Origin of the sequence: Nonomuraea sp. NPDC049309, from assembly GCF_043196965.1 — a bacterium.
GTDB classification, from domain to species: Bacteria; Actinomycetota; Actinomycetes; order Streptosporangiales; family Streptosporangiaceae; genus Nonomuraea; species Nonomuraea fastidiosa.
The window spans coordinates 1,509,946-1,527,203 of record NZ_JBICSH010000001.1; the positions used below are offsets into that span (position 1 = coordinate 1,509,946).

Genomic DNA, 17,258 nt, shown 5'->3' on the forward strand with positions numbered 1-17,258 from the left:
CGCCTCCGGCCCGCTCCCGGCCATAAACGTTCTAAAACGATTTAGACACTGGTCGGTCGCATGAAACGCCTCCTGCGCTCACTCGGCCAGCACCGTGCGGTAGCCGTTCCAGACGAACCTCGCCGTCGTCACCGCGTCGTCGCCGTCGCCCGTGATGAGCTGGTGGATGGCGATGCCGTCCAGCTCGCGGTACTCGCACCACTCGTGGTCGGAGGTCAGGACCATGTCCAGCCCGAGGTTCACCAGCAGATCGAACACCTGGCCCCTGTTGGCCCTGTCCACGCCCACGAACACCTCGTCCAGCAGGATGAAGCGCGGGCAGCCCGGATCGGTCAGATAGTGCGCGGCCACGGCGGCGAACAGCGGCAGGTGCAGCGCGATCGCCTTCTCCCCGCCCGACAGCGCCCCGTGCAGCTTCCGCGTCAGCTCCTGCCAGCCCTGGCCGTCGCCCCGGTCGAGCTTGACCACGAACCGGTGCCAGGCGGTGTAGTCGAGCACCTTCATGAGCTGGTCCTCCCAGCTCGCCGACGAGTCGTCGGCCCGCGCCTCCTCGATGCGCTCCCTGAAGAAGACGTACAGAGCCTCCTTGTCGGCCTCGCTGAGACCGGCCGGGTCGCGCAGCAGCAGGTCACGGGCCGCACGGGTGCCGGGCGACTGCGTGGGATCGACCTGCCAGACCAGCCGCACCGCGACCTTCGAGGCGGTGCGCACCCGTTCCAGACGCTGGTTCATGGCCTCGACCAGCGCCGTCGCCTGCCTGATGCGGTCGGCGAGATGCCGCCTGGTGTCGCCGGCCAGCGTGCGGTCGAACAGGTCGCGCTCGGCCTCGGTGATGTCGCGGCGGCGCGCGTCCCGCTCCTTGTGCAGCGCCCTGCACAGCGCCGCCGCGCCGGCGCGCACGCCGCCCACGGTGGCGGTGAGCACCTGCACGTCCTCGTCGGGGGTCAGCTCCAGGTCGGCCCGCCCGGCCAGCGCCTCCCTGGCGTGGTGGAAGGCGTCGCGCAGCCGCGCCTCAGCCTCCCTGACGTGCTTGTGCTCGTACGGGACCGCCTCCAGCTCGGCGGTCACCGCCAGGGCCGCCTCCAGCACAGCCCGCCCGCCGGCCTCGGGGGCGGAGGCGGCCGTCACCCGCGCGTCCGCCGGCAGGTGCCCGGCCATCAGCCGGCGGAAGCGCTCCGAGACCGCCTCGCGGGCCCGCGCCGCCTCGGCGTGCCGCTCCTCGGCCGCGCCCAGCTCGCCCCTGAGCCGGCCCAGGCGGGCGTTGATCCTGGCCAGCCCGTCGTTGACCTGCTTGATGGCCTGCCGGCACTCCTGGTAGGCGGCCTGGGCCTCCTGGAGCCTGGCGAGCGCCTCGTGCTGCTCGGTGCCCACCGCGGCCTCGATCGCGGCCAGCCGCTCGGCCAGCACGACGGCGGCGGACGCGGCGCGCTCGGCGCGTTCGACGGCGTCGAGGGCGAGCCGCTCGTACTGGGCGGCGGTCTCGGCCGCCAGCCTGGCGTTCTCCGCGGCGGCGCGGGCGTCGGCGCGGCGGTCGTGCCAGACCGCGCCGGTCGTCTCGGCGGTGCGCAGCGCCTGCTCCAGATTGTCCAGCGCGGACGGCGCGGCGGGCAGCGCGTGCCGGTCGGCCAGCTCGGTCAGGCGGCGCAGCGACCTGGCCACGTCCTGCTCGCGCTCGTGCAGCCGCTCCTCGTACGCGCGCAGCCGGTCCTCGAGCAGCGCCGCCTTGCGCTCGGCGCCGTCGAGCGCCTGCAGGGCCTGCGCGTACGGCCTCCTGTCGGGCCTGCGGCGCAGCTCGGCGGCCAGCGTCTCGCGGTCGGCGTCCACCACGGCGAGCAGGTGGTCGCACTCGGCGATCCGCCCGGCCAGCTCGCCCAGCCGGTCGTCCAGCTCGGCGACGCGGCGGCGCCTCGCGCGTTCCCTGGCGGTCGCGCCGATGTAGGCGGGCTCCGGCTTGACCCAGCGGCCCGCCGCGGGACCGAGCCGCCAGGTGCCGTCCGCGCCGATGACCGCCGGGTGGTCGACACCGATCGCGGTGGGCGCGAACGCGATGCCGCCCAGCACGGCGTCCGCCGAGACCGGCGAGTCCGGCTCGGTGAGCAGCACGTGGGCCAGGCTGTAGCCGGGCGCGGGGCGGGCCAGCGCGGCGACCGCGAACGCGTCGTGCTCGCCGGGGTCGAACCCGCCGTCCGGCCGCAGCCACAGGTTGAGCAGCCCGGACGCCTCCAGCGCCGCCTCCACGCCCGCCTGCGCCACCGGATCGAGCCCCGAACGGAACGCCACCGCCCGCCACAGCGGTATGCCCGGGCGGGCCAGCCGGCCCGTGGCGGTGCGGGTGGGCGGTGCGGGCGGTTCGAGCGCCGTCTGGTCGCTGAGGCGCTCGCGCTCCTCGGCGAGCTCGGCCCGTTCCGCGGCCAGGCGGTCACGCAGCCCGGTGAGCTGCTGCTCGCGGGCGGCCAGCTCGACGGCGGCCATCGTACGCGCGGTGCTCACCAGGTCGTCGGCCCGCTCGAAGTCCTCGGCGAGCCCGGCCAGCGTGGCGGGGTCGAGCTGGAGCTGCGTGCAGCCGCCCGCCCAGTCGGCCAGCGCGGCGGCGAGGTCGCGGGCCCGCTCGTCGCGCAGGCGCTCGGCCCGCTCGCGCTCCTCGTGCGCGGCGGCCAGGTCGTCGCGGGCCTCGTCGCGGTCGCGCTCGGCCGCGGTGCGACGGCCGACGGCCTCCTCGTGGGCCAGCACCCCGGCCCTGACCTCGCGGATCTGCGCGGTCCTGCTGGTCACGGCGGCCCGCGACAGCTCGCGCGCCCGCCGTACGGCGGCCTCCGCATCGCCCGCGCCGGCCTTCACGTCCCCGCCGGGGTGCTCGGCCTCCTCGTGGACGGAGAGCAGCCCGGCGCGGGCGGCCGCCTGCCGGGCCTCGGCGCGGGCGCGCTCGGCCAGGGCGGCGGCCGTGCGGGCGGCGGCCGCGGCGCGCTCGGCGCGTTCCTGCCGGGCCGAGACCTCCCTGGCCGCCTGCCCCGCCTGGTCGCGCAGCCGGGCCGCCGTCTCGTGCGCCGCCTGGGCCTCGCTGCGCAGCCGGTGCAGGTCACCGCCCTCGCGGTAGGCCTCGCTCTCCTTCAGCCCGTCGATCCGCGCCGCGAGAGCCAGCTCGCGCGCCTCCTCCTCACCCAGCCGCACCGTCGTGGCGGCGAGCTCCCGCTCGGCCTCCTTGAGCGCCTCGCGCCGCTCCTTGACCTCGGCGGCCAGCGACTCCACCCGCTCCCAGGCGGAGGTCACCGCCGCGGCGGCGGCCCGCAGCACCCGCTGGGCGTAGCCGCGCTGCCGCTCGGCCAGCCGGTCGGCCTCCTCCACGTCGCGGTCGAGCCGCCGCAGCTCCTCGCGCTGCCGGTCCAGCCGCTCGAACCCCTCGGCGATCTCGTGGATCTCGCCTTCGCCGAGCGGCGGCAGGGCGCTGGACAGCAGGTCGGACAGCAGCCCGGGGTCGAGGCGCTCCGACAGCTTGGGGGTGCGGAGCTGGCGCAGCGCGGTCAGCAGGGAGTCGTAGCGCTGCTCGTTCAGCTCGCGGTAGAGCGTCCTGCGGACGACGTCGCGGTAGGACTCGGCGGTCTCGTGCACGGTGCCGGACGGGCCCAGCTCGTCGATGAGCTGCGCCTTGGTCAGCGGCTGGCCGCCCTCGCCGGTGAGCCTGATGCCGTCGGGGGCGTCCACGCGGGCGTCGGTGGTGAAGTAGGTGGCGGTGACGTTCTTGGTGTGCACGGTGGCCTGCAGCCGCGCCCCGCAGGTGAACCAGCGGCCGTCGGCGTGGCGGAACTCCAGCCACACATAGCCGACGCGGGTGGTGCCGCCGCCCGCGCCGTCGCCCATGAGGTTCCAGTGCATGGTCCGCTCGCCACCGCCGAACGTGGACAGCCTGCTCGGCTTGAGGCTGGCGTCCAGCAGGTACGGCAGCAGCAGCTCCAGCACCTTCGACTTGCCGCTGCCGTTGGGGCCGCGCAGCAGCAGCCGTCCCCGGTGGAACTCGAACACCTCGTCGTAGTAGCGCCAGACGTTGAGTATCCCGGCGCGCACCGGAACCCAGCGGGCGTCCATCCCCTGCGCGGCGCGCTGCGGGGCGAGCTCGGTAACGGTCATCAATCCTCCTGTACGGCCGCGCGATCGACCCGGTAGCGGGCCGCGGCGGGCAGGGCCGCGACCCGGTCACCCGTACGGCGGGCGAGCCCGAACCGCACGAGCACCTCAAGCGCGTCGGCGGCCAGCCGCGGCCCGCCGCCGTCCGACTGGTACGCCTTGGCCCACTGCGGGAAGCGGCGCAGCAGCTCGGCGGCCTCCTCGTCGAGCCGGGCGGCGCTGACCGGGCCCGAGGTGACGAGCAGGTCGAGCATGAGCAGGGCGGCCACCTTGGCGTGGTTGCCGTCGTCGGGGAACCTGCTGTCGGTGGCGATGCCGTCGGGGTCCACCAGTAGGAACCCCTCGGCCCGCTCCTCCAGCACGAACCCGGCCTCCTCCGCGGCGCGGCGCAGGATCCTGCGGCCGGTCAGGGAGGCGGCGTAGGCCGCCTGCGCGGGGGTCAGCTCGTCGCGGTAGACGACGGGCTCGTCCAGCAGGCGGCGGATGAGCGTGTGGCGGGCGTGCAGGGCGCGCTGGGTCTCGCTGGGCTCGCCCGCGCCGTAGCGCGCCTCGGCGGTCAGCGCGGCCGGCGGCCCTCCGCCCTCCCACGCGCTCTCGAGCAGTGTCCCGGCCGCCGCCTCCGACGGCGGCACGGGGGCGGCCAGCAGGCGGATGATGCGCGTGGTGTCCACCTGGTAGAGCACCTTGGCCTCCTCGTCGTCGAGGTAGGCGTCGGTGGCTCCGTCCATCGCGGTGAGCGCGCCGTAGTGTTCGAGCAGCTTGACCGCGTCCACGAACGCGGCGCGCTCCTCCACCCGCACCGGCTCGAACGCGGGCACCCCCGGCTCCACGGCGGCGGCCTGCGCCACCCGGCTCGCCAGCATCCCGATCGTGGTGACGGGCGAGGTGAGCAGCTCGGCCGCGCACAGGCACAGCAGCGTGTAGCGGCGGCGGTCGAACGGCGCCCTGGTGGTGCGGCGGCGCCGGGCCGGCCGGGTGGCGCCCGGCTCGGACCTGACCTTGACCAGGCGGGCGTACCCCTGGCGGGGCTCCACGATCAGCCGCCAGCCGCAGAAGTAGTCGAACCACTGGATCAGCGGGCCGCGCCGCTTCCTGACCAGGTCGAAGGCGGCCGGGTCGTCGTGCGCGGAGACGAGGGGGCGGCCGAGCAGGGTCCTGATGGCGCGGGCCAGCTCTTCCTTCTCGGCGCGTACGAGCTGGTTGGCGAGGGTGCTCACGCGCCCACCACCCGCTCGCGCAGCGCTCCCGGCGCGCGCACGTCGATGAGGTAGTCGGGGGTGCGGAACCAGCCCTCCGACGTACGCAGCACCGCCACCGCGCGGCCGGTCGGCGTGTCGTCGGGGGCGCGCAGCACGATCTCCACCCGGCCGTCGGAGGTGACCGCCCGCCGGAACCCGGTCGGGTCCGGCCGCTCGGCCAGCGCCCTGCCGATCAGGTCGAGCAGCCGGCCGAAGGCGTCGTGGTCGAGCTCGCCGAGCTGCGACAGCCTGATCGGGCCCGTCGTGGCCAGCGCCGCCCACGCGGCCTCCAGCTCGGCGCGCTCGCGCTCGGCCTGGACCCGCCGGCGCGCCCGCAGCTCGGCCACGTCGCGCACCCTGCCCGTGCGGCCCATCCGCTCGGTGCGTCCCCTGGCCCGCAGCAGCGCCGACACCTCGACGGGCTCGGCCTCGGCCCACGGCACACCCGGCGGGATCAGCTCGGCGTCGGCGTGGCCGAGATGGGCGTGCCTGGCCGAGCCGAGCCCGAACGCCGCGTCCCACAGCCGGTGCGCGTCGTCCTCGGCGGGCGCCGTGGCGAACCAGCGGGCCAGCGTACGGAAGTCCGCCGCGGCGCTGGAGGAGCGGCGGCGGGAGTCGGTGATGCGGTCGAGCACCTGCAGCAGCGCCACGATGGCCCGCCTGGCCACGTCGTGCAGCCTGCGCACCCTCGGCATGCTGCCGTCCCCGGGCGCGAACCAGGCCAGCAGCCGCTCCCACTGCTCGGCCCGCGCCGCCAGCCAGGGCGTGGCGTGGTCGGCCCCCGGCACCTTCGGCAGGTCCGCCCCGTCGAGCGCGCGGGCGTGCAGCGTCTCGACCCCCTGCTCGGCGATGGCCCGCACGGCGGCGGCGATGGTGTCGCCGCGCTGCTCCAGATCCGTCACGAAGTCCTGCAGATAGGCGACGGTGGCGGTCTTGACCTCGTGGAACGTCGCGAGGTTCGTGCCCTCGGCGCGCAGCAGCCGCTGCAGCTCGGCGTTGAAGCGGCGGGTGTCGGCGCGCAGCGCGTCGAGATGACACTCCAGCTCCAGCAGGCAGGCGAAGATGCGCCGGTTGCGGCCCGGGCCGGGGTCGCGCAGCAGCTCGCCCAGCTCGGCGAGGCGCTCGGCGATCGCGTCGAGCACCGCGGTCTGCAGCGCCCCTCCCGTCTCCAGCACCGCCATCGCGTGCTGCAGCCCGGCGATGGCCGCCGCGCCGCGCCTGGTGAGCGCGTACTGCAGGTTCCTGCGCTCGAACTCCTCAGCGGTGGCGAAACCGCCCGAATGGTCGAAGACCACATCGAGCAGCCCCCACCCGGCCAGCTGCCGCAGCGTGCCCGCCAGGTCCTGCTCGCCCACCGGGGCGTAGCAGCCGGTGGCGCGCAGCCGCTCGCGCACCTCGTCGGCGGTCAGCGCCGTCTCCAGTCGCTCGTCGGCCTCGCCGAAGGCGAAGAGCACCGCCGTGTGCAGGTCGGCCCGCTCCGTCGTGGTGAACCGGAACATCTCCGGCGGCACCTGTGGCGCGCTCGCCATCACCCGCTCCCCTCACCGCTCGATTACCCCGTGCAACCGTAGCGGGACCGACCGTCGCCGGGACCGCTGTTTGCCCGCACATCACGGGGGTACGGCGCTGGCATGGGAACCCAGCGATCCGGGGGGACGGTATGGCCGAGTTCGAGGCGACTCGCGGGATGCCGGCGGAGAGCATGGTGGTGTTCGGAGTCGCATCCGATGTGCAACTGATGGACCGGTGGCTGCCGCAGGGCCTGTCGGTCCACGACGCGGGACCCGGCACCGTGGAGGCCGGCGGGTCGCTGGTGCCCGGCTCCGGGCGGCACGAAGGGCTCATCCGCGCCTCGGAGGAGCAGCTGAGAGTGGAGTGGGGCGGGCGCGACCACCCCGACTACTCGGGCTGGCTCCAGGTATCCGACGCGGCCGCCGGCACCAGCGAGGTGACCGTCCACATCAGCCTCCTCGACGAGCCCGACACGGGGGCCCGCGCCGACGAGGTCCGCGGTCTCCTCGACCGCTCGCTCGACAACCTCGCCGGCGAGGTCCAGCGCCGCGTCTCCGACGCCGGCTGACCACCCCGCCGACCCGGGGACGCCGCACATCCCCACCCCGCCCCGCAGGGAGAGACCACCCGGGGTGGGGGGACCACACGTGCAACCCCCTTCCCGGGAAGTGAGCGCTTCCCGGGAAGTGAGCGCCCGCACCGCGCCCATCCCGCCACCGGCGGAGGGAACGCACGCAACGCGCCCACCCCGCCACCCGGAAAGGAGACGCGCGCACAACGCCCATCCGCCACCGGCGCAGTGCAATGGGCCCGCGCCGCTCGGGGGCGGCACCGCCGTGCGGCCCCCGAGCCGCCGCTCGAGGGCGCGACCCCTGTGCAGCACCCACCCATCCCGGGTGAAGCTCCCTGCGGTACCACCCCGTCATCGGAGTGAAGAGAGGCCGGTGCGCCACCGTGTCATCCGAGGGAGGGAGCGTGCAGCGCCCGCTCCGGCGCCGGGGAAAGCACCCCGTCCGGCCCACCCCGCCACCGGCGGGAGGGACCCCGCGCGCGCAGCACCCGCCTGTCCCGAGAAATGCGCCCGTTACCCCCGAGAGAGGCGCCCGTTTCCTCCGGAGAAGCGTCCGTGCGGTCCGGCTTCACCCCAGGCGGCGCCGCCGCCGAGCGGCCCCAACCCAACGCCCGGCAGACGAAACGCCCGTGCAGCACCCAGCCGACCCCACAGAAGCACCGTTGCCCCAGGCGAAGCTCCCGTTCCCCTCGGGAGAAGCACCCATGCGGGCCGCCTCGCCCAAGGCAGCGCCGCCAAGCGGCCCCAACCCAACGCCCGGCAGAGGAGCGCCTGTACGGTGTCCGTCCCGCCGGCGGCGGGACTCTCCGTGCGGCCGGTGGCCGACGATCGTCCGGGTGGGAAGGCGAGGGCCGGTGGGCAGCCGGGGCCGGCCGCGGTGACACCTGCAACCCGGTCCTCGGGCGACGAACACCGATAAGCACCGAGAACGGGGACCGCCGTGTGGGCCGTTTGCGGGGTGGGCCGATAGTGGTGCCCGACCTGTTCACGAAGGCGGTCCTCAGCGGTGCCGACCATCTGCGGCGACCGCCTTTCACGGGGTGACCGTCCGCGAGGGCCGCCCTTCACAGGGGCCACCGACCGCCAGGCCCGCCCTTCACAGCAGCCACCGGCCACCGGGGCCGCCCTTCGCAGGGGCCGCCATCCGCTAGGGCGGCTCTTCACAGGGGCCGCCGACCGCGAAGCCCGCCCCGCCGTTCACAGGCGCCGCCGACCGCGAAATCCGCCCTGCCGTTCGCAGGGGCCGCCGTCGGCGGGATGGGCGTTCACGGGGACGGCCGTTGGCGGAACCGGTCGTGGCGGAGGCGCGGGTGAGGACGTGTGCGGGGGCGAGGCGGGAGGTGAGGACGGGCGGGTGGTGGGCGGTGAGCGCTTACAGCGCCGGAATGCCCTGCGGCGGCGGGGATTCACGCGTCTGGACACGCCGGAAATCCGGTGACCGTTCCGTAGATCTTTTTCCGTACGGGAATTCAGGTCTTTTGCGACTTGCCCCTGCTCTGGAGCAACGTCTATAAAGAACGACGAAACCGTTGCCTACCTCCCCTGAGACATGCGTCGACTATTCCGTTTCCTTACGCCTGCCGTCGCGGGCCTGATGACCCTTACCGGAGTCACCGGCCACGCCCAGGCCGCCGCACCGGCACGGCTTGGCGATTTCTATGGACAGCGCATGGCCTGGTCCCGCTGCGGCGACGGCTACGAATGCGGGAAATTGTCTGTCCCGCTGGACTACGCGCACCCCGAGGGAGACCGCATCGGGCTGAGCATGGTGCGTCTTCCTGCGACGGGGCGCAAGATCGGCTCACTCGTGATCAACTTCGGCGGCCCCGGCGCGTCCGGCGTGGACACGCTGATGCAGAGCAAGGACGTCGTTTCACCGGCGGTTCGCGAGCATTTCGACGTGGTCAGCTTCGACCCTCGCGGCGTCGGCGGGTCGTCGCCGGTTCACTGCATGAAGCCGCTCGATCTGGATGCGTACTTCACCCTCGATCCGACGCCGGACACCGAGGAGGAGGTCAAGCGTCAGGAAAAGTGGGACAAAGAATTCGCAAAATCCTGCGCGAAGCGTTCCGGTAAAAAGCTTCTCGCGCACGTCGGCACGGTCGACGCCGCGCGCGATATGGACGTGATTCGCGCCGCACTGGGCGACCAGAAACTGACGTATCTCGGTTTCTCGTACGGCACCTACCTCGGCTCGCTGTACGCCGACATGTACCCAAACCGGGTGCGCGCGATGGTGCTGGACGGCGCCGAGGACCCGGCGCAGGACACCGACGACTTCGTCCGCGACCAGGACCGCGGGTTCGCCCTGGCGACGAAGTCGTTCCTGCGCAACTGCTTCAAGACCAAGGACTGCCCGTTCGAGAAGCACTCGGTGAAGGCGGCGGTCAAGAGGCTCGACCGGCTCTACGACCGCGCCGACCGGGCTCCGCTGCGCAACGAGTACGACGCCCGCCAGGTCACCGAGGCCGTGGTCCGCAGCGCGGTCGAGTACTCGATGTACCAGACGGCGACGTGGCCGCGGCTGCGCAAGGCGCTGGCGGAGGCGTTCAAGGGCGACGGCACGAAGCTGCTGCTGCTGGCCGACGAGAGCAACGGGCGGCGGCCCAACGGGCGCTACGACAACAGCTTCGAGGCCCTCATGGCCATCAACTGCGTCGACCACCCGGAGAGCCCGTGCCCGTTCTGGCCGGTCAAGGGCAGCCGCATGCCGAAGAAGGTGCAGGCCAAGGGCGCGCCGCCGATCGTGGTGGTGGGCACGACGCGTGACCCGGCGACGCCGTACAAGGAGGCTCAGGCGCTCGCGCGGCAGCTGGAGCACGGCGTGCTGCTGACCAACGACGCCGACGGCCACACCGGCTACCGCAGGGGCTCGTCCTGCCTGGACAGCAAGATCGACGCGTACCTGCTGACGGCGAAGGCGCCCCGGCCGGCCACCTGCAAGCCGGACAAGAAGCCGGGCAAGACGCATGAGGCGGACACCGCCACGAGGGTGAGCGCCTGAGACGGCCTCAGGGCCACCCACAGGATCCCTTGCCGAGGCCTCCTGGCACTTCCGATGCCAGGAGGCCTCGGCCGTGTCTGAGGGCCGTGCAGGAGGTCGCCCGGCTCATCCTCCCGGCCGATCGCCGCCGCCACCGGCCTGGGCGCAGGCCGAGGTGTCTAGGCGCAGGCCGAGGCACCAGGCCTCTGGTGGTTGCGGGGGTCAACGTGGCTGCAAGCGTCAGAGCGGTTCCAGGCGTCGGTTCCAGGTGTCCGAGTGGTTCCAGGTGGCGGTGTCATTTCAGGCGTCGTCCGGGGTGACACCACACCTCGGTGTGGGAGTGGTGACGTTCGGGTCAACCCTGGCCGCGCCTGCGCGATGGTGCCACCGGCGTGGGAGAGATTGGGCGGACGTAGCCGGAAATTCCCTCCCGAGGAGCCCATGGAGTCGCTGCTGATCCTGCACGCGGTGGCGGCCGTCTGCGCTCCCTGGCTGGTGGCCCGCCTGGGACGGGCCTCGTTCGCCGTGCTGGCCGTGCCTCCGGCGGCCGGGCTGGTGTACACGGGGTGGCTGGCGCTGCGCGGCCTGCCGGTGCGGGAGAGCAGGTCGTGGGTGCCGGTGCTGGGCCTGGAGCTGTCGTTCCGCGCCGACCCGCTGACGGTGCTGATGATGGCGCTGGTCACCGGGGTCGGCGTGCTCGTGCTGTGCTACAGCGCCCGCTACTTCGCGGCGGGCGAGGAGGGGCTGGGCCGCTACGGCGGGGTGATGGTGGCCTTCGCCGGTTCGATGCTGGGCCTGGTCGCGACCGACGACCTGCTCCTGCTGTACGTGTTCTGGGAGCTGACGACGGTCTTCTCCTACCTGCTCATCGGCCACGACCCGGCCAGCCGGACGAGCCGGCAGGCGGCGATGAAGGCGCTGTCGGTGACGACGTTCGGCGGGCTGGCGATGCTGGCGGGGTTCGTGCTGCTGGGGCAGGCGGCGGGCACGTACCAGATCTCGCAGATCGTCGCGCGCCCGCCCGACGCGGCGCCGGTCGCGCTGGTGCTGGTGCTGGCGGGGGCGCTGTCGAAGTCGGCGATCTTCCCGTTCAGCACGTGGCTGCCGGCCGCGATGGCCGCGCCGACCCCGGTCTCGGCCTACCTGCACGCGGCGGCGATGGTGAAGGCCGGGGTGTACCTGCTGGCCAGGCTGGGGCCGGCGTTCGGGGAGCTGGCGCTGTGGCGGTCGGTGGCGGTGCCGCTGGGCGTGGTGACGATGCTGCTGGGCGGCTGGCGGGCGCTGCGGGAGACGGATCTGAAGCGGCTGCTCGCGTACGGGACGGTGAGCCAGCTCGGCCTGCTCGCGCTGCTGTTCGGCACCGGCACCGAGGGGGCGGCGGTGGCGGGCGTGGGCATGCTGCTCGCGCACGCGCTGTTCAAGGCCGCCCTGTTCCTGGTGGTGGGCATCCTCGACCGGGTGACGGGCTCGCGGGACCTGCGCAGGCTGAGCGGGCTGGCCGGGACGATGCCGTGGACGTGCTGGCCGGCGGTGCTGGCCGGGGCGTCGATGGCGGGGCTGCCGCCGCTGGCGGGGTTCGCGGGCAAGGAGGCGGCGCTGGAGTCGCTGCTGGACTCGCCGCCCGTGCTGGCGGGGGTGGTGGCGGGCTCGGCGCTGACGGCGGCGTACACGCTGCGCTTCCTGTGGGGTGCGTTCGCCTCCAAGCCGGGGCTCGACCCGACCCCTGCGCGGCCGGCGCCGCCGGTGATGGCCGTCCCCGTGGTGCTGCTGGCCGCCCTGGGCCTGGCGATGGGGCTGCTGGCCCCCTGGTACGAGGGCGCGATGTCCGGCTACACCGGCACGTACGCCGACCTTGGACACGATGCGCACCTGGCGCCGTGGAGCGGCGTCTCGACGCCGCTGCTGCTGTCGGCGGCGGCGCTGGCGGCCGGGCTGGTGCTGTTCCTGGCCCGCGGCCCCATGGCCAAGGCGGGTGCGGCGCTGCACGTGGTGGACTCCGGGCAGGTCTTCTGGACGGCGATCCGCCGCCTCGACCGGTTCGCGATCCAGTTCACCGGCCTCATCCAGCGCGGCTCGGTGCCGGATTACCTGCTGCTGACGCTGCTGGCGACGGTGGGTGTGGGCGTGTGCTCCCTCGCGTACGGCGGCCCGCCGCACCTGGACGTGCCGGTCGTGCCCTGGCAGCGGCCCGAGCAGCCGGTGATCGCGGTGCTGCTCGCGGCGGCGGCCGCGCTGGCGATGTTCGCCCGCGCCTACATTCTGGTGGCCGTCGTCATCGGCCTGACCGGGTACGGCACGGCGCTGCTGTTCCTCGTGCACGGCTCCCCCGACCTGGCGCTGACCCAGTTCCTCGCCGAGACGCTGAGCCTGGTGATCTTCGCGTTGGTGCTGCGGCGGCTGCCGGTGGAGCCGGCGGGCGGGCGGCTGCCGATGCCGTTCCGGCTGGCGGTGGGCCTCGCGGTGGGCGTGGTGGCGACGGGCGCGGGCATGCTGGCGATGGCGGCGCGCGGCACCGAGCCGGTGGGCGCGTCGATGCCCGAGGCCGCCGCGGAGGCGGGGGCGGGCAACGTGGTCAGCGCCATCATCCTCGACGTGCGCGCCTGGGACACGCTGGGCGAGAGCGCGGTGCTCATCGTGCTGACGCTGGGCGTGACCAGCCTGGTGTTCCTGCGGCGCAGGTCGTACGCCATCGAGCGGGCCACGACCGAGCACCGCCCGACGGCGGGCACGCACTGGCTGGCCTCGACGCTGCCGCGCGGCCAGCGGGCGCTGGCGTTCGAGGTGGCGGCCAGGCTGACGTTCCACACGGTGCTGGTGCTCTCGGTGTACCTGCTGTTCGTCGGGCACAGCGGGGTCGGAGGCGGGTTCGCGGGCGGCATCGTGGCCGGCCTGGCGATCACCGTGCGCTATCTGGCAGGCGGCAGGAACGAGCTGGCGGCCGCGGTGCCGGTGCACGCGGGCGTGCTGATGGGCGTGGGGCTGACGCTGTCGGCGGGCACGGCGCTGATCGGGCTGCTGTTCGGCGATGCGGCGATGGACATGCTGGCGACGGACGTGAGCGTGCCGCTGGTGGGCCACCTGCACCTGTCCACGGGCCTGCTGTTCGACCTCGGCGTGTACGTCTCGGTCATCGGCATGGTGCAGGACCTGCTGCGCGCGCTGGGCGCGGAGCTGGACCGGCAGATCGACGCCGGGGAGACCCCGTGAACAGCGTCTCCCTGGTGCCGTTCGCCGCCTGCTGCGTGATGATCACGGCGGGCGTGACGCTGCTGCTCGAACGGAGCCTGGTCCGGGTGCTGGCCGGCGTCATCGTGCTGGGCAACGGCGTCAACCTGCTCATCGTCACCTCGGGCGGGGACGCGGGCGGCCCGCCGTTCACCGGCACGACGGGCATGGCGGACCCGCTGCCGCAGGCGATGGTGCTCACCGCGATCGTCATCACGCTGGGCGTGACCGGGTTCCTGCTGGCCATGGTGCACCGCTCGTGGCAGCTCACCGGCAGCGACGAGGTGCAGGACGACACCGAGGACCGGCGGGTGCGGCTGCGCGCGCGGCGCGGCGAGCTGGGCGATGCCGTGCGGGCCAAGCGGGACGCGTACCGGCGGCTGATCGTCGAGCAGCGGGCGGAGCTTGCGAACCTGGAGGCGGAGCGGGCCGAGCGGGAGCGGCTTGAGGAGGCCGACCTGGAGCGGCGCATCGCCCGCGTGCACAGCGAGCTGGAGCAGTGGATACGGATGCTGCGCGCGCAGGGCCTGTCGGAGGAGGAGCTGCAGCGCCGCTTCGAGGACGTGGGGCTGCGCGAGGACACCGGCACGATCAGCAACGCCGAGCGCATCGAGCAGCTGCGCGAGGAGTTCGAGCGCAGGAGGCAGCGGCAGGAGGCGAGGGAGCGCGAGCTGCGCAAGCAGCTCAAGGCCCGCCAGCGGGAGGCGCGCAAGCAGATGCGCGCGGCCATCAGGCGGGAGCGCGCCAGGCAGGCCCTGGCGGAGGACCCGGAGCTGGAGGGCGACGACTGAGCCATGGGCGGTGAGCGGTGATCGGCGGCCTGAACGGCCTCGCCTGCGCGCCCGTGCCGCCGCCGAGGGGCGGTGGGCGGTGAGCGGCGGGCTGAGCAGCCTCGTCTGCGTGCCCGTGCTGCTGCCGCTGCTGGCCGCCGGGGTGAAGCTGGCGATCGGCGGGCGGCTGCGCCGGCTGCAGTCGCTGATCAGTGTGATCACGTTGGGCGTGTCGCTGGGCGTGTCGGTGGTGCTGCTGGTCGCGGCCGACACGCATGGGCCGCTGGTGACGGAGCTGGGCGGCTGGCCGGCCCCGGTCGGCATCACGCTGGTCGCCGACCGCCTGTCCACGCTGGTGCTGGTGGTGTCGTCGGCGGTGACGCTCTGCGTGATGGTGTACTCGGTCGCCAACGCCTACGCCGAGCAGGAGCACGACGCCCCGATGGCGATCTTCCATCCGGCGTTCCTGGTGATGGTGGCGGGGGTGGCCGACGCGTTTCTCAGCGGCGACCTGTTCAACCTGTTCGTGGCGTTCGAGCTGCTGCTGAGCGGCTCGTACGTGCTGCTGACCTTCGGCGGCACCGAGTTCCGGATCAGGGCGGGCGCGACGTACACGCTGATGGCGCTGGCCTCGTCGATGCTGTTCCTGATCGCGCTCGCCGTCACGTACGGCGCCACGGGCACGCTGTCGCTCGCGCAGCTCGCCGAGCGCTTCGCCGCGCTGCCCGGGCAGGTGCAGCTGCTGGTGGAGCTGACGCTGCTGCTGGCCTTCGCGATCAAGGCGGCGATCTTCCCGATGTCGGCGTGGCTGCCCGACTCCTACCCGACGGCGCCCGCCCCCGCCACGGCCGTGTTCGCCGGGCTGCTGACGAAGGTCGGCGTGTACTCGATCATCCGGCTGGAGGCGCTGCTGTTCCCGGTGGGGCCGGTCTCGACGCTGCTGATGTGGGTGGCGCTGGCGACGATGGTGGCCGGGGTGCTGGGCGCGGTGGCGCAGACCGACATGAAGCGGATGCTCTCCTTCACGCTGGTCAGCCACATCGGCTACATGGTGTTCGGGGTGGCGCTGTCGACGGCGGCGGGCATGGCGGGCGCGGTGTTCTACGTGGTGCACCACATCACCGTGCAGACGAGCCTGTTCCTGGTGGCGGGGCTGGTGGAGCGGCGCACCGGCACGACGTCGGTGACCAGGCTCGGCGGGCTCATGCGGGCGACGCCGCTGATCGCGGTGCTGTTCTTCGTGCCGGCCATGAACCTGTCGGGCATCCCGCCGCTGTCGGGGTTCCTGGGCAAGCTGATGCTGGTGCAGGCCGGTCTGGAGGCGGGCGGCTGGCTGCCGGCGACGCTGGTGACGACCGGTCTGGCGACGAGCCTGCTCACCCTGTACGCGGTGGCGAAGGCCTGGGGCAAGGCGTTCTGGCGCACGCCGCGCGCCGCGGCGGTGGGCCAGGTGCTGGAGAGCGAGGAGCAGACCGGCGAGGACCCGACCGTGACCACGACCTCGCTGCCCGCGGCGCTGCCGCTGTCGGTGGCGGCGCTGGTCGTGCTGGGGCTGTCGTTCACGGTGCTGGCGGGGCCGCTGACGGCGCTGGCCGAGCGGGCGGCGCACGAGCTGCTGGCGCGGGAGCCGTACGTGTCGGCGGTGCTGGAGCGTCCCCGATGAGAGGCGGCAAGGGGAGGTGGCGATGAGACGGGAGGCGCTGCGGCCGCGGCTGTTCGGCCGGCGGGTGTCGCTGCCGCTGGTGGCCTGGCTGGCGCTGGCGTGGACGGCGCTGTGGGGCGAGGTGGGCGTGGGCACCGTGCTGGGCGGGCTGGCGACCGGGCTGGTGGTGACGTGGCTGCTGCCGATGCCGCCCATCGAGCGTGGCGTCCGGCTGCGGCCGGTCCCGCTGGTGCGGTTCCTCGCGTATTTCGCCTTCGACCTGGTGATCTCGACGGGGCGGGTGGTGTTCTACGTGCTGCGTCCCGGGGATCCGCCGGCCCGGTTCGTGCGGGTGCCGCTGCGCACGACGTCCGAGCCGATCACAGTGCTGGTCATGGTGGCGATCTCGACGGTGCCGGGCAGCCTGGTCGTGGAGCGCTATCCCGGCGAGCTGCTGCTGCACGTGCTGGGCCGTCCCGGAGACATCACGGAGGCCGTGCGCCGGGACGTGGCCGGTCTCGAGGAGCGCATCGTGGCCGCCTTCGGCACTGCGCGCGATGCGGAGGAGCTGGTGTGAACGCGGTGTACCTGGTGACGCTCGCCCTCCTGGGCTGCGGCGCGGCGGCGGCGCTGTACCGGGTGGGGCGCGGGCCGTCGATGCTGGACCGGGCGATGGCCCTGGATGTGTTCACGTCACTGTCGATGTGCGCGGCCGGCGCGTACGCGGTGGCCAGGGACGACTACTCGGACCTGCCGATCCTGATGGTGCTGTCGCTGCTGGGGTTCGTCGGGTCGGTGTCGCTGGCCCGCTTCTTCTCCGGCAAGGAGGAGAGACGGGAAGGAGAGGAGCCGCGATGAGCGTCCTCGACATGATCGCGGCCGGCTGCCTGCTGGCGGGCGCGCTGCTCGCGCTGTCGGCCGGCATCGGGCTGGTGCGCTTCCGCGGCACGCTGGAGCGCATGCACGCCGGTACGAAGCCGCAGGTGCTCGGCGTGCTGCTGGTGCTGCTCGCGCTGTGGCTGCACCGGCCGTCGCTCGCGTACGTGGGGCCGCTGCTGCTCGTGGCGCTCTCCCAGGTGATCACCGTGTCGGTCGCCGCGTACATGGTGGCGCGGGCGGCCAACGCCCGTCAGTCCTCCCGCGACGACACGGGGCTGCCGCCAGGGCACTGAGCGTGCGGCGCCGGTGTCTCCTTGCG

11 protein-coding genes are annotated in these 17,258 nt (G+C 73.8%); 8 read left to right on the forward strand and 3 right to left on the reverse strand.

Annotated features, from left to right (window positions below):
• Positions 1-78: 78 nt before the first annotated feature.
• From ACGFIM_RS06950 to ACGFIM_RS06960, 3 genes are read right to left on the reverse strand one after another with little or no spacing between them, the layout of a single operon-like run.
• Positions 79-4,122, reverse strand: coding sequence for a TIGR02680 family protein (locus ACGFIM_RS06950; RefSeq protein ID WP_393195864.1), 4,044 nt, complete (start codon positions 4,120-4,122; stop codon positions 79-81).
• The gene (locus tag ACGFIM_RS06955) at positions 4,122-5,336 is read right to left on the reverse strand and encodes a TIGR02678 family protein (protein ID WP_393195867.1); all 1,215 of its coding nucleotides are present in this window, start codon (positions 5,334-5,336) and stop codon (positions 4,122-4,124) included. The genes ACGFIM_RS06950 and ACGFIM_RS06955 overlap by 1 nt, the downstream gene beginning before the upstream one ends.
• Positions 5,333-6,886, reverse strand: coding sequence for a TIGR02677 family protein (locus ACGFIM_RS06960; RefSeq protein ID WP_393195870.1), 1,554 nt, complete (start codon positions 6,884-6,886; stop codon positions 5,333-5,335). Before ACGFIM_RS06960 ends, ACGFIM_RS06955 begins: the two co-directional genes overlap by 4 nt.
• A 131-nt stretch (positions 6,887-7,017) precedes the next feature.
• Between ACGFIM_RS06960 and ACGFIM_RS06965 the strand changes: the two genes are divergently transcribed.
• The 8 genes from ACGFIM_RS06965 to ACGFIM_RS07000 all read left to right on the forward strand — a co-directional run bounded on the left by ACGFIM_RS06965 (position 7,018) and on the right by ACGFIM_RS07000 (position 17,232).
• On the forward strand, positions 7,018-7,437 hold the full coding sequence (locus ACGFIM_RS06965; RefSeq protein WP_393195873.1) for an SRPBCC family protein: 420 nt from the start codon (positions 7,018-7,020) through the stop codon (positions 7,435-7,437).
• Positions 7,438-9,151: 1,714 nt separating this feature from the next.
• A complete protein-coding gene (locus ACGFIM_RS06970) occupies positions 9,152-10,444 on the forward strand; it encodes an alpha/beta hydrolase (RefSeq protein WP_393195876.1) in 1,293 nt (430 codons plus the stop codon).
• Positions 10,445-10,864: 420 nt separating this feature from the next.
• A complete protein-coding gene (locus tag ACGFIM_RS06975) occupies positions 10,865-13,630 on the forward strand; it encodes a Na+/H+ antiporter subunit A (RefSeq protein WP_393195879.1) in 2,766 nt (921 codons plus the stop codon).
• The gene (locus tag ACGFIM_RS06980) at positions 13,627-14,439 is read left to right on the forward strand and encodes a Na(+)/H(+) antiporter subunit C (RefSeq protein ID WP_393195882.1); all 813 of its coding nucleotides are present in this window, start codon (positions 13,627-13,629) and stop codon (positions 14,437-14,439) included. Before ACGFIM_RS06975 ends, ACGFIM_RS06980 begins: the two co-directional genes overlap by 4 nt.
• 79 nt (positions 14,440-14,518) lie before the next feature.
• Positions 14,519-16,081, forward strand: a complete 1,563-nt coding sequence (locus tag ACGFIM_RS06985) for a Na+/H+ antiporter subunit D (RefSeq protein ID WP_393195885.1) — start codon at positions 14,519-14,521, stop codon at positions 16,079-16,081.
• Between the two features lie 22 nt (positions 16,082-16,103).
• On the forward strand, positions 16,104-16,637 hold the full coding sequence (locus tag ACGFIM_RS06990; protein ID WP_393195888.1) for a Na+/H+ antiporter subunit E: 534 nt from the start codon (positions 16,104-16,106) through the stop codon (positions 16,635-16,637).
• The gene (locus ACGFIM_RS06995; protein WP_393195891.1) at positions 16,634-16,918 is read left to right on the forward strand and encodes a monovalent cation/H+ antiporter complex subunit F; all 285 of its coding nucleotides are present in this window, start codon (positions 16,634-16,636) and stop codon (positions 16,916-16,918) included. The genes ACGFIM_RS06990 and ACGFIM_RS06995 overlap by 4 nt, the downstream gene beginning before the upstream one ends.
• Positions 16,915-17,232: a cation:proton antiporter gene (locus tag ACGFIM_RS07000; protein WP_393195894.1), complete on the forward strand. Its 318-nt coding sequence runs from the start codon at positions 16,915-16,917 to the stop codon at positions 17,230-17,232. The genes ACGFIM_RS06995 and ACGFIM_RS07000 overlap by 4 nt, the downstream gene beginning before the upstream one ends.
• Positions 17,233-17,258 lie beyond the last annotated feature (26 nt).

Coding starts and splice junctions, on each gene's coding strand:
- ACGFIM_RS06950 (WP_393195864.1), bottom strand. CDS start 4,122: ATGACCGTTACCGAGCTCGCCCCGCAGCGCGCCGCGCAGGGGATGGAC.
- ACGFIM_RS06960 (WP_393195870.1), bottom strand. CDS start 6,886: ATGGCGAGCGCGCCACAGGTGCCGCCGGAGATGTTCCGGTTCACCACG.
- ACGFIM_RS06965 (WP_393195873.1), top strand. CDS start 7,018: ATGGCCGAGTTCGAGGCGACTCGCGGGATGCCGGCGGAGAGCATGGTG.
- ACGFIM_RS06975 (WP_393195879.1), top strand. CDS start 10,865: ATGGAGTCGCTGCTGATCCTGCACGCGGTGGCGGCCGTCTGCGCTCCC.
- ACGFIM_RS06990 (WP_393195888.1), top strand. CDS start 16,104: ATGAGACGGGAGGCGCTGCGGCCGCGGCTGTTCGGCCGGCGGGTGTCG.
- ACGFIM_RS07000 (WP_393195894.1), top strand. CDS start 16,915: ATGAGCGTCCTCGACATGATCGCGGCCGGCTGCCTGCTGGCGGGCGCG.